The organism is Ralstonia sp. A12, from assembly GCF_000801955.1.
Classification (GTDB): domain Bacteria; phylum Pseudomonadota; class Gammaproteobacteria; order Burkholderiales; family Burkholderiaceae; genus Ralstonia.
In genome coordinates, this window is sequence record NZ_JSZO01000002.1 from 237,357 (window position 1) to 249,157 (window position 11,801).

Here is an 11,801-nt window from a genome sequence, read left to right on the forward strand (position 1 = left end):
TCGCGGCAAAGGTCCGTGCTGCCTACCATGGCTCCGGTCTTTCAACGGAGCCCTTGCATGAACGAACGCATCTCTTTTGGTGAACTGCCGTCCAAGATGATTGAAGCTGTGCTGGCGGTCGAGTCGTATGTCAACAATTGCGGTTTCGAAATGCGCCTGCTGGAGCTGCTGCGCTACCGCATCTCGCAGCTCAACGGCTGTGCGTATTGCCTGGATCGCCACTACAAGGAAGGCATCCATGCGGGCGAGACCGCCATGCGCCTGTATTCCCTGCCCGTGTGGGAAGAGACGCCGTTCTATACCGAGCGCGAGCGCGCCGCGCTGCGTTGGGCCGATGCGGTGACGCTGCTGGCCGGCAACACCATCGGTGACGACCTGATCGACGAGATGCTGCGCCACTTCAGCAAGGCCGAGCTGTCGAACCTCACGCTGGTGGTTGCGCAGATGAACACATGGAACCGTATCGCCAAGCCGTTTGCCTGGGCGCCCGGGGAGTTCCAGGCGGGTTGATGCGTTAGCGCGCTGCAAAGACAAACGCCCCGATGGCCGTGGCCACCGGGGCGTTGTCATGTCAGGCAGACGGATCGATCCATCGATCAATCGATCAGTAGCCCCACACCTGCATTTCGTCCAGAGAATAGCCCCACTGCGTGGCGCGCTGCGTGCCGACCATGCGCACATAGCGGCCACTGCCCTTGAGGTTGGGGAGCGCCACGTGGCCATACGACACACCGTTGGTGGTCGAGTAGATGTTGGTCCAGTTCACGCCGTCGTTGGAGGTCTGGATGGAATACACCTTGGCGCCGGCATCCCAATACAGGTCGACGCCGTTGATGGTGCGGGTGGAGCCCAGGTCCACCATCAGCCACTGCGTGCCGGCAACGCCTTCCACCGAATCCCAGCGCGTGCTGGTGGTGTTGCCGTCAAACGCGTAGGCCGGGCCCAGGCCGCTGCTGTAGCTGGATGAAGCACTGGCCGGCTTGCCTTGCGAGAGCAGCACCGTCGTCTGCGATGCAACCGAGGCCGAGGCACCCGGGAAGTAGTTCGAGCCGAGCTTGGCCTTGGTCGTGTCGTTGTTCACGCCAAATTGCGACAGGCTCCAGCGCTGGCCGGTGTTCGCGTCACCCAGGTAGAGCTGGTAGCCGCCGGCGGTGGTGGACGAGAAGAACACGTAGTTCGTGCCGTTCACGGGCGAGGGGTCGGAGTTGTTGCTGTTGCAGTCGTTGAGCGAGAGCTGGTTGGGCGTGTCGCTTGGGTTGACCTTGGTGTAGATCTGGTCAGCCTGGCTGGTGGCGTCAAGCCAGCGGGCGTAGAACACGGTGCCGTCCGCACGCACGATCGGGTAGTACGCGACCAGGCCGGCTGGCGTGTCGAACGCCACCTTGTTGGTGCTGCCGATCGTTTGCTTGTACAGGCCCATGTTGCTGCCCGTGCCGGTGGCGTAGTACACGGCGGTGCCATCCGGCGAGGGGAACGGCATCGAGTCTTCCACTGCAGGTGCCGTGCGCGTCAGGTTGACGAGGGAGGTGAACACCGGGCCCGAGCTCGTGTACGACAGCGCGGCCTGCATCACGTCGCCGTTCTGCTTGAACAGCAGTGACGTGCCGTTCGCGCTGAACTTCGGATCTTCGTTGCGCGTCTGGCCCGTGCTGTTGGTCATGTTGATCGGCATGTTGTTGGTGCCGACCTGCCAGAAGAACACGTTCCACGCGTTGTTGGTGATGCCCATGAAGACGAGCCATTTGCCGTCAGGGCTGAACACCGCGTTCATCGGGTCCTGAATGCCCCAGGACGGCTGTGACACCTGCTGCAGCGTGCGCGCAGCAAAGTCGTAGATGAAGAGTTGGCTGGTGCCGTCGCCGTAGCTCACGTAGCTGTGGTACGCGAGCTTGCCGGTCAGGCTGGCCGGAAAGGTGCTGTTGGATTGCGTGGGCGGATTGGCCACGCAGTTGGCTTGGGCTCCAGCGGCAAGCAGGGCAAACGTTGTGCCGACGGCAATGCTGAGTGGGAGTCGTTGGATACGCATGAAACGGGTACTTCCTGTGCAAAAAGGCGGGCGGCAAAGACCGCAGCGCTAGGTCAAGATCACGTCCTCGTCGCCTCGCCAGATTGCAGACAAAGCTCCGCCATCTCGGGACAGGCCCAAGTTGAAAAAGCGCCACAAACCAGGGGAGTGACGAGGCGACGAAGACGCGCCGAAAAGTGACCCTGTTGCTTCGTACCGTCGTGCTTGTTGTCGGGGTCTCGACTACATCGAAAAGGCGAGTCGCGGGCGAGACTTTAAGGGCTTTGCGCGCAATTCGATAGCGTGAGAAGAACGCGCTTCTGGCGCCAAATCAGCGCTCAGTTTTTGGGGTGGGAGCGCGCGGCCACAAACGCGTGTAAAAGTGACACGCGCGCTCAACACAACGTTGATCGAACTGCACGCACACGCCCAAAGTTGGTCATTTTTACCGCGACAATTTGTCGCGTGGCGACGGTGCAAGCCTTGCTGAGGAGCGTGCCGCCATGTCGCCATCGGCGCACGCATCGTGCGCAGCCTTGCGACAATGCTCGGGAACAACGAGGGCTGACATGCACATCATCGACATCCGCGAACAGGCCATTCCAGTTTCCCGATATGACGATCCGTCCATTCCATCGGGCGGGCTGACGACCAGCCTCGTGGCCGTCACCACCGATGTGATGCGAGACGGAAAACCGGTGGTCGGTTACGGCTATGCATCGGTCGGCCGGTTTGCGCAGGGTGGCTTGATTCGCGAGCGCTTTGCGCCGCGCCTGCTGCGCGCATCACCCGGCAGCCTGGCGGATGAAACGGGCACGAACCTCGACCCGTTCCGTGCGTGGCACACGATGATGGCGGGCGAGAAACCCGGCGGCCACGGTGAGCGCTGCGTGGCGGTGGGCACACTCGATATGGCGATCTGGGATGCCGCTGCAAAGATCGCTGGTGTGCCGCTGTACGCCTTCCTTGCACAGCGGCTCGACGGGGCGGCGCAGCTGCGTGTGCGCGTGTATGCCGGTGGCGGGTATCGCTACCCGCATGACGATCTAGCGCGCTTGGCTGACGAGATGCGCCGCTGTGTGGATCTCGGCTTCACCCACGCGAAGATCAAGATCGGCGCCGCGCCGTTGGACGTGGATTGCCAACGCATTGAAGTGGCGGCCGCGCAGTTGTCCGGTACCCGCCATCTCGCCGTGGATGCCATGAACCTGTATGACCAGGCCACCGCGCTGCAGGCCGCAATCGTGCTGGAGCCCTACGCGCTCTGGTGGTTTGAGGACATATGCGACCCGCTGGACTTCACCACGCACGCCAAGGTGGCCGAGGTGTACGCACCACCTATTGCAGCAGGCGAAGCGCTGTTCTCGCAGGCTGAAGCACGGTTGCTCGACCAGTACGGCGGCCTGCGCAGCGCACGCGACGTTTTGGTGTTCGATCCCGTGCATTGCTATGGCGTGCCGGGCTACCTGCGCATCATTGAGACCATGACCGCGCATGGCTGGCCGCGTCAGGCGTTCTGGCCGCATGGCGGACATCTCTTTGGGCTGCATCTGGTGGCGGCACTTGGTCTGGGCGGTGCGGAGGTCAGCCCGTTTGCGTTTGCACCGTTTCGCGGGCTGGCCGATGGTGCGCGCATCGAGGCCGGCTACGCAGGCTTGCCGCAGGCGCCGGGCATCGGCTTTGAGACACACGCCGAGGCATGGCGCACGTTCCGGCAGGCGTTCGTGTGAATGCGCGTCCACTGGCGACACGTTCGAGTTGCCACCGCCTTGCAATCAGACAGAGGCGTGGCCGGTTGCGTGCAGTTCGAACCCGTGCCGGAACCAGTCCAAGCGGGTATGCGCCGCGTCCAGCGCATCCGTTGCGCCGGCACGCGCTTGGGCCATATGCTGGGCCAGGCGATCGCGCATTGCTGTGTTGTCGAGCAGGGCAATGCATTGCTCACAGGTTTGCGGACCGGCCAGCGTGGCGGCATCTCTGCCAAGCAAGGCCATGCCTGCGAGGTCCGGGTTGTAGTTGGCCGATTCCAGCAGAGCGGATTCGGCGTCATATAGACGATCTAAGTTGCCGGCGCTGGCATAGCTCTGCAGCAGGACCTGCAGGTCCCCCGCATCTTTGGGGTCCTCCAGGCCACGGTCCTTCCAGGCGATTAGCTTGAGCACGGCAAGCCCAGCCAACGATGCCACGCGCATGCTGCGTCCGGGCGCAAACTCAACTTCGACTGCGGCCCGCCAGGCATCTGCATAGCCAGCAACATTCATCATCACAGCCATGTCGGGCGGCCATTTGATGGTGGCTGGCGGTTGTTCGATACCACCGAATGGGATGAGGTCTATTGGCCTGCCGATCGTGTTGTCGCTCGTGCGGTAGAGCAGCCTGTGGACGATGTTGGCAGTGGAGTCGAAGCGACCATTGGCCAGCAGGCGCTGCTTGATGTCTTCGAAGTGCGGCCAATGCTCTACGGCAACGGCGAAATCCACGTCGAGCGTGGCACGTCCAGTTTCGATCCCGAACACATGTGTCAGCAGAATGTCGCGCGCCGTGGCGCCCACCACGAAGATGGGCAGTGCCAGTGGTACAGCCACGTCGTGTATGGCACTGAGGATGTCCTGGGTTGAGTGGTCCAGTGGGCGGTCAGAGCGAATCGAGTACACGAGCGATGCTTTTTTCTCGAATGAGGTTGGCGGTTTCTAGATTGCGCGAGTCCATCGTGGCGATGAGATCCGCATAAACCAGGATCGGTGGTACAAGACTTTCCCGGTCGGTATGGCCGGTCGGCGGTCGCCAGAAGGTCTCCAGCAGTTCGATAGGGCCATCCGCGCTAGGCTGAAGACGGTACTTTGTGACCAGGTGGCGCAGCGTGTCTCGCATGGCAGGCGGATCAATATAGAGCGTCTGCGTGGCGGGTTTGAGATAGTCGGTCATGCGGGCGGCTGCGACTTCGCTGCCCCATTGCGCGCTCAGTGGTGTCAGGTCGGCCAGGCTGGCGTCTTGCCACCAGTTTGGGTCGTTTGCCTGGAAGCGGCGCGGATGCAGCTTTGGGCGTAGTATCGTTGGGTAGCCGGTAACCCATTCGTCGAGCATTCGTGTTGGTGCTGCCAGACGACGGCCCCTGGCTGATTCAACCAGTAGACCGCGAGTGGTCAGGTCCCGCAGCACAGCGCCTACCGAACCGAGCGCAATGCCAGCGGCTTCTGCCATCTCCCGATATGGCGCCTGTATGAGAGCAGGCTCACAGAGCAGGGCGAAGACCATGCGCCAGGTTGTGGCATTGCCCGCGCTGCGCGTGGACGTCTGTGCCGGAACGTCTAGCGGCTTGCGTCCGCTCACGAATACGTACAGGCCATCGGCCTTGAGGTAGGCATTGCCTGCGGTATCAATGAACTGCAGGCCAAGCTGCCGGCTGTGCTCTGCCAGTTGTGGGCTGAGATACGGTGTTACCAGCAGACCAGTGTCGAGGTGTCGGGCCAGTTGTGTGCGGACTAGGGCCAGTGCGGAGGCTCGGTCCATCGTGTGCTTGCATTCCACGAGGTAACGATGTGTCTGGCCAGCGACCCTTAGGTCGACAACGGCGTCGGACTTTGCGCGGGAACTGGTGCGAGCCCCGGTCGCGACAATCTTGCCGTCAATGCCGGCGAGTTCGCCCAGGGCTTTCAGCGCAGTATCGAGCACTTCACGCTCGTGATGCTGGGGGTCGTATCGGGTCGCCACGTTTGATTGTTCATGGTTATCGCATGTTCACGTATCGTGAACGTGCGAAAACTATGAACGATAAGTCTGCTTCGTTCAAGGGGGATCGGCGTTCACGTAACGTGAACATCTTAAAAAATTGAACAAAAAGCAACCGTACGGCAGCCAACAAAAAACAGGTGGCCATATCATCGAGCCGATTTTGCGCAAAGACGGGCGATTATCAGCTGATTTATTCCTGCCTTCAGTCAAATCCGCATTCGAGAAAAGGTACTACCCCTCGTTAGTATGTTGCGGCGCGCAAACTGCCTCAAATTTTGTATAGTTCCAGCACGCTGTTTCACGCAATCAGTGAAGCGTAAGGCGACGACCAGATCAAGGCGGAAACCGCGCGCTGACGCGGGCTGACAGCCACAAGCCTGAGCCGGGGGGAGTGCCGCATGCTGTGCCGGCACGCGGCCATGTTCAAAACGTCTGCAAGTGGAGGCAGTGATGCGCGCGGGATTATCCAGCGCAATTGCTGCCGCGCTGAACTTATTTGGGAGAACGCTTGAATGGGCGCTCGCATTTTATTGACGGAAAACCGGATAACGTCGTGGCGCGCAGAACTGTTGCGCGAGTTGAACACCCTGGACGATGCCGATGCTGCATTTCGTAGCCTGCACACGGCCGTCACCCTGTTGGGCTTCGACTATTACGCCTATGCCCTGCGTGCGGCGATCCCGATCACGCGCTTCAACACCGTGGCGTGGAGCAATTACCCCGAGCGCTGGCGTGAGACCTATTCGGCGCGCGGCTATGCCGCCATCGACCCGGTGCTGCAGTTCGGCCAGCGCTGCGTGAAGCCCATGCTGTGGCCTGGCATCAGTGATCCGAACGAGCCGTTCTGGGTGGATGCGCGCGCGCATGGGTTGAACCACGGGTGGTCGCAGACCATGCGAGATCATCGCGGCATCTTCGGCACCTTCAGCCTGGCGCGCAACGCCGAGCCCATCACCACCGATGAGTTGGCCGCCATCGAGCCCGAGATGATCTGGCTGGGCCAGCTTGCCCACGCCACCATCAGCAACCTGATGGCGAGCAAGGTGCTGCCCGATGCCGCCGCGCGCCTCAAAGACGTCGAGCGCCAGACGCTGCACTGGACGGCCGAGGGCAAGACCGTGGCCGAGGTGGCGGCCATCCTGGAGATGACCGAGCGCAACGTGAGCTTTCATATCCAGAACGCCATCACCAAGCTCAACGCGGCCAACAAGACGCATGCGGTGGTGAAGGCGGCGATGCTGGGGTTGATTCCGGCCACGGCAGCCTGAAGCTCAGGCGCGGCTGCCGTCGTCTGCACGGCCGACCAACGCGCGCGCGGTGTGCTGCCGTGCGTTGCCGGCCCAGCGGCGCATGATCGGCCGCTCGACCAGCGCGTACAGCGCCCACGCCAGCAGCAGCGCCACGCCAAACTCCGCAGCAATCACGCCCAGCGCAACGGGCGTGGCAAACGCCTGTCCGTGCAGCAGCGCACGCGCGCCGTACAGCACCTCCAGGTGGACCATGTAGAACGCGAACGACACCTCGCCCAGCCACACCATCGTGCGCGAGGCGAGCAGCGTGGGCGCATCGGCCACATCCGTTGCCGCCACGGCGGTGATGAGCAGTGCAATCGGCACGATGATCACCGCGTTCAGGCTGTACTGAAACGGCACCACGCGCGCCGCTGCATAGCCCACCGCCATGAAGAGCAACGTGGGCAGCATGCCGAGCCTGATCCACTGCCCGGTCATGAGGATGCGCGCCATCAGCATGCCGAGCACGAATTCGAACAGCCGCAACGGCGGAAAGAAGTACGCCAGCCAGAAGCGTAACTCGGGCAGGGGCCAACCAGGCGCGATTGGCGCATCCGGGGTGAGCAGCGTGATGAGCCCTTGAGCTGCCAGCAGCGCCGCCACGGTGCCCGCCGCCCACCACCACAACCGCGCTGCCCGTATGCGCTGCACCAGTGGCAGGATCAGCGGAAACAGCATGTAGAACAGCAGCTCACTGCAGAGCGACCACGACACCGCATTCACGCCGCGCAGGATGTCGTCTTCCGGCACCCACGCATGCAGCAGGAACAGGTTGGGCAGCCATACCGCCGCCCGTGTGCCGGGCGCGACCAGCAGAATCATGGCCACGGCCCACGTGACGATGTGGTTGGGGTAGATCTTGAGCAGGCGCCGTTTGAGGAAGGCCGACGTGGTATCGGTACTGCGCGCAGACCATGTCAGCACGAACCCGCTCAGCACGAAGAAGAACGACACCCCCACGCGCCCGCCCACGTTGAACAGGTGGTTGTAGACCGTGGCCCACTGCACATCGGCAAACGGGTTGAACACCACGATCTTCATGAGCGACCCGTGGTACAGGAAGACCAGCAAGGCCGCCAGAAAGCGCAGCCCGGTGAGCGACGGCAGCCGGCTGGCCGCAGGCATGCGGAGCGTGAGCACCATGAAGGTCTCCTGTGCCGGTCAGGCGGTAGCGACTTCGGTTTCCGGGCGGGCCTTTGCAGTGGAGATGCGCGTGCGCAGCCCGGTCAGGAAGCGCGGCAGCTCGTCATGCAGCAGGTGTTGGAGCGATGGCGCACCAAACGGCCACTCCGTGGTGGCCAGGTCGGGCGAGCGCACCAGCAGGCGACTGAGGTAGCGCGTGACCGCCAGGTTGCGCGCGACGGCGCCCAGGCGCGGCAGCTCATAGGCGTCCAGATCGCGGGCGAGGATGGCGCGCGCCAGCACCGCCGCATCTTCAATGCCGAGGTTCATGTTGGTGCCGCCGATCGGGCTGAATTGGTGCCACGCATCACCGGCAAAGAACACGCGCCCCACGCGTGCGCGGCTGGCAATGCGGTGGCCGAATGCGCTGTGCGTGATCCAGTGCAGGTGTTGCACGTGGGCCGTGATGGGCGTCATGTCGCGGATGATGCGTTCAATGAACGCGGCATCGAAACCGCTCTGCGGGTCTTCACCCGGGAAGGACGCGATCACGCGGTAGCTGCCGCCCGGGATCGGCACGATCATCAGGTAGCCATCTACACCGCAGAAGCAGTGCATCTCGTCGTTGGCCAGCGGCAGCGCGTCGAAGCTCACGTCTGCCACGACAAAGTAGCCCGCATACATGACCTGGTCGACGGGTACCTCGAGCAGGCGACGTGCCGTGCTGTTGCCGCCATCGCACGCGATGACGTGGTCGGCAAAGATGCGCTCTTCGGTGCCATCCAGATGGGTACAGGTGGCGACCACGCCGGTGGGCGTCTCCTCCAGCGCCTGCAGTTCCAGCCCCTGGCGGATCGACACGCCCAGCTCGGAAATCCGCCGATACAGCGCGCGCTCGATCACGTCTTGTGTGAGGTGGAAGAAGTGCGGACGCGCAATGTCGAGCTGGTGGAAGTTGATGTCGGCAAAGTACGTACGGCGCCGGTACAGGTTCATGCGCGGCACGCGCAGGCCCAGCGCATCCAGCTGCGCGCCAATGCCAAGCTGGTCGAACACGGCCAGGCTCGCCTGGTTGACGGCAATGCCGCGCGGCAGGGTCGACAGCTCCAGCCGCTTGTCGATGATCTGCACCGCCTCGCCCTGCTGGGCGAGCAGCCCGGCCAGCGTCATCCCCACGGGGCCGCACCCGACGATCAGTAGGCTCATGGCCGGCTCCTTACAGCGTCTTGGAAAATTCGAGGATCAGCTTGCCGCACACCTCGGGCGCTTCTAGGTGCGGTACGTGTCCCACGTCTTCCAGGATGTGCACGTTGGCGGGCTGGATGCGCGGCACGCGGGCCTGCAGCTTGTCGTAGTAGGCGTTGTCGATGAAGGCGTCGTTTTTGCCGCCGATGTACAGGAAGGGCACCTTGCTGCCCGACAGAATGGCCAGCTCATCCAGCCAGCCTTGCGTCTTGAGGTGGATTGCGAACTGCTCGCGAAAGTTGCCGTCGGATTCCTTGATGTCCGCCAGCATGCGTTTGTAGACTTCGGTGCCGGCTTGCGAGACGTCGAGGTAGGCACGCGTGAGCGCATCGGCCTCGTCGCCCACCAGGTGGTTCTTGAAGGCGAGTTCCTTGGGCGCCTCGGGGCGAAAGTTGGAGAACGCATCTTCGCGGCTGACGGCATGCACGCCGGCGATCGACACGAGGCCGAGCAGGTTCGGATCCTTGAACAGCGATTGCGTTGCGATGTTGGCGCCCACGCTGTTGCCTGCGGCAATGATCTCGTGCAGCGACAGGCGGTGGCGGAACTCTTCAAACAAGGTGCGCAGGCCGATCATGCTGTACTGAAAGCCGAAGCGCGCCACGTCGATGTGGTCCGACAGGCCGTGGCCCGGAAAGTCCAGCGCGATCAGGTTGAACTGGTCGCCCAGAATCGGTTCCAGATCGGCGAAAGAAGCGGCGGTGGACGCCGTGCCGTGCAGAAAGACGATGGTGGGCGCGTTGGCCTTGCCACCTTGCAGATAGTGCAGCTTGCCGAAATCGAAATTCAGGAATCTGGATTGCATCACAGGGCTCCTTCGAGGTGTTCGTTGCGGGATTGGGGGGTGTCGGTGGATTCGGCAGGGCGCGTTTCCTTGCGCTTGAACAGCGCAACCGACAGGCCGATGCCGATGGCGGCCAGCAGCGCGTTGAATGCCATCAACGCACGCATGGCGGGCACGTAGCTCGTGTTGACGAGATCGCGCACGGTATCGATCGGGTGATCGGCAAACGTGCCTGCGACGTTGACCAGGTTCTGGCTGGCATTGACGAGGCCTTGCAGGGCGCGCAACTGCTCGGGTGTGAACGTGGCGGCTGCGCTGGCGATATGGCGTGCGAGTTCAAGTTCCCCCACCTTGCTCAGGATCAGCCCTGACACCGCCACCCCGAACATTGCGCCCACCATCGACAGCGTGAAGAACAGGCCGATGGCCGTGCCCGTGTGCTTGGGCGACACCTGCGACGTCGCGCCGTTGATGGTGGCGGTGGTGAGCGTTCCGTTGGACAGCCCGAAGCTCACCAGCCCGATCACGAACAGCACGATGGACAAGTCGACACGCAGCGTGAGGAACGCTGCGCAGCTCACCAGCAGCAACGTCATGCCCGTGAGTGTGGGCAGCTTGTAGCCGTGGCGGTCGATGACCTTGCCGGTAATCGGCCCCACCACGAAGATGCACGCCGTCATGCACAGCACCCACAGCCCAGCACGCACCTTCGAGTAGTTCAGGATGTTCTGCATGAACAACGGCAGCACGAACAGGAAGCTCGCCATCACGAAGTTGAAGATGATGCGGATGCCCACCACCGTCAGGTAGGTGCCGTTCTTCAGCAGCGACAGATTGATGAGCGGTGCCTCCACACGCAGGCTGCGGCGCACGAACAGCACGGTCGAGATGGCGCCCACCCCTGCCAGCGCGCCGATCTGCGCCCACGTGAGCGTGGCCAGCGCGTTGGACAGCACGATCAGGCAGCCCAGCCCCAGCAGGTATAGCGGCACGCCCACCACGTCGAGCTTGCGAGCACTCAGCTCGTTCGCGTCGTCACGGTCGACGAACGCGGCGGTCAGCAGCAGCGACAGCAACCCCAGCGGCACGTTGATGAGAAAGATCATCTCCCACCCGAACGCCTGCAGGATGAAGCCGCCCAGCGGCGGCCCCGCCGCCAGCCCGATCCCGGTAATGGTGACGGCCACGCCCGTTGCCAGGCCCTTCTGCTCGGGCGGAAACGCCTTGCCGATCAGGATGAGCGCCAGCCCCAGCGTGGCTGAGAAGCCGATGCCCTGAACAAAGCGCGCCGCGATGATGGCCTCGATGCTGTGTGCAAACGCCCCGATGTAGAGCGACGACAGCACGAACAGCAGCCCGCCCGCCATGAACACACGCTTCTTGCCGTAGCGGTCGGCCAGCACGCCCGACAGACAGAAGAACGCCGCCGCAGCCGCCAGGTAACTGACGATCACCAGCTGAATCTGCTCGATGCTGGCGTTGAAATCTTTGGAGAATTCCGCCAGCGCCAGATTGACGATGGTCAGGTCCAGGTTGATCAGCAACAGGTAGATGCCGATCGAAAACAGCACGATCCATTTCTTCATGAGATGGCCTCTTGCACCGGCAGACACCGCGCGGG

General features: G+C 62.9%; 10 protein-coding genes. 3 read left to right on the forward strand and 7 right to left on the reverse strand.

Annotated elements, in window-relative coordinates; genetic code table 11:
- Nucleotides 1-57 precede the first annotated feature (57 nt).
- Nucleotides 58-510 carry a carboxymuconolactone decarboxylase family protein gene (locus PI87_RS05465; RefSeq protein ID WP_039596672.1) on the forward strand — a complete coding sequence of 151 codons (453 nt, stop codon included), beginning with the start codon at nucleotides 58-60 and terminating at the stop codon, nucleotides 508-510.
- Between the two features lie 94 nt (nucleotides 511-604).
- On the opposite strand, the gene PI87_RS05470 is transcribed toward PI87_RS05465, so the two are convergent.
- Nucleotides 605-2,026, reverse strand: coding sequence for a discoidin domain-containing protein (locus PI87_RS05470; RefSeq protein ID WP_039596673.1), 1,422 nt, complete (start codon nucleotides 2,024-2,026; stop codon nucleotides 605-607).
- A gap of 548 nt (nucleotides 2,027-2,574) precedes the next feature.
- Here PI87_RS05470 and PI87_RS05475 point away from each other — a divergent pair.
- A complete protein-coding gene (locus PI87_RS05475; RefSeq protein WP_039596674.1) occupies nucleotides 2,575-3,735 on the forward strand; it encodes an enolase C-terminal domain-like protein in 1,161 nt (386 codons plus the stop codon).
- A 45-nt stretch (nucleotides 3,736-3,780) separates the two neighbouring features.
- Here PI87_RS05475 and PI87_RS05480 read toward each other — a convergent pair whose 3' ends face one another.
- Together PI87_RS05480 and PI87_RS05485 are read right to left on the reverse strand one after the other, a co-directional pair.
- On the reverse strand, nucleotides 3,781-4,659 hold the full coding sequence (locus PI87_RS05480) for a nucleotidyl transferase AbiEii/AbiGii toxin family protein (RefSeq protein WP_084209892.1): 879 nt from the start codon (nucleotides 4,657-4,659) through the stop codon (nucleotides 3,781-3,783).
- Nucleotides 4,640-5,716 carry a type IV toxin-antitoxin system AbiEi family antitoxin gene (locus tag PI87_RS05485; protein ID WP_052321410.1) on the reverse strand — a complete coding sequence of 359 codons (1,077 nt, stop codon included), beginning with the start codon at nucleotides 5,714-5,716 and terminating at the stop codon, nucleotides 4,640-4,642. The genes PI87_RS05480 and PI87_RS05485 overlap by 20 nt, the downstream gene beginning before the upstream one ends.
- Nucleotides 5,717-6,249: 533 nt before the next feature.
- Here PI87_RS05485 and PI87_RS05490 point away from each other — a divergent pair.
- Complete coding sequence (locus tag PI87_RS05490; protein ID WP_039596675.1) at nucleotides 6,250-7,005, forward strand: autoinducer binding domain-containing protein; 756 nt, start codon at nucleotides 6,250-6,252, stop codon at nucleotides 7,003-7,005.
- Between the two features lie 3 nt (nucleotides 7,006-7,008).
- On the opposite strand, the gene PI87_RS05495 is transcribed toward PI87_RS05490, so the two are convergent.
- The 4 genes from PI87_RS05495 to PI87_RS05510 are packed head-to-tail and all read right to left on the reverse strand — an operon-like array spanning nucleotide 7,009 to nucleotide 11,766.
- Nucleotides 7,009-8,172, reverse strand: a complete 1,164-nt coding sequence (locus PI87_RS05495) for an acyltransferase family protein (RefSeq protein ID WP_039596676.1) — start codon at nucleotides 8,170-8,172, stop codon at nucleotides 7,009-7,011.
- A gap of 18 nt (nucleotides 8,173-8,190) precedes the next feature.
- Nucleotides 8,191-9,357: an FAD-dependent oxidoreductase gene (locus tag PI87_RS05500; protein ID WP_039596677.1), complete on the reverse strand. Its 1,167-nt coding sequence runs from the start codon at nucleotides 9,355-9,357 to the stop codon at nucleotides 8,191-8,193.
- A gap of 10 nt (nucleotides 9,358-9,367) precedes the next feature.
- Nucleotides 9,368-10,201: an alpha/beta fold hydrolase gene (locus PI87_RS05505; RefSeq protein ID WP_039596678.1), complete on the reverse strand. Its 834-nt coding sequence runs from the start codon at nucleotides 10,199-10,201 to the stop codon at nucleotides 9,368-9,370.
- On the reverse strand, nucleotides 10,201-11,766 hold the full coding sequence (locus PI87_RS05510; RefSeq protein ID WP_052321411.1) for an MFS transporter: 1,566 nt from the start codon (nucleotides 11,764-11,766) through the stop codon (nucleotides 10,201-10,203). The genes PI87_RS05505 and PI87_RS05510 overlap by 1 nt, the downstream gene beginning before the upstream one ends.
- Nucleotides 11,767-11,801 lie beyond the last annotated feature (35 nt).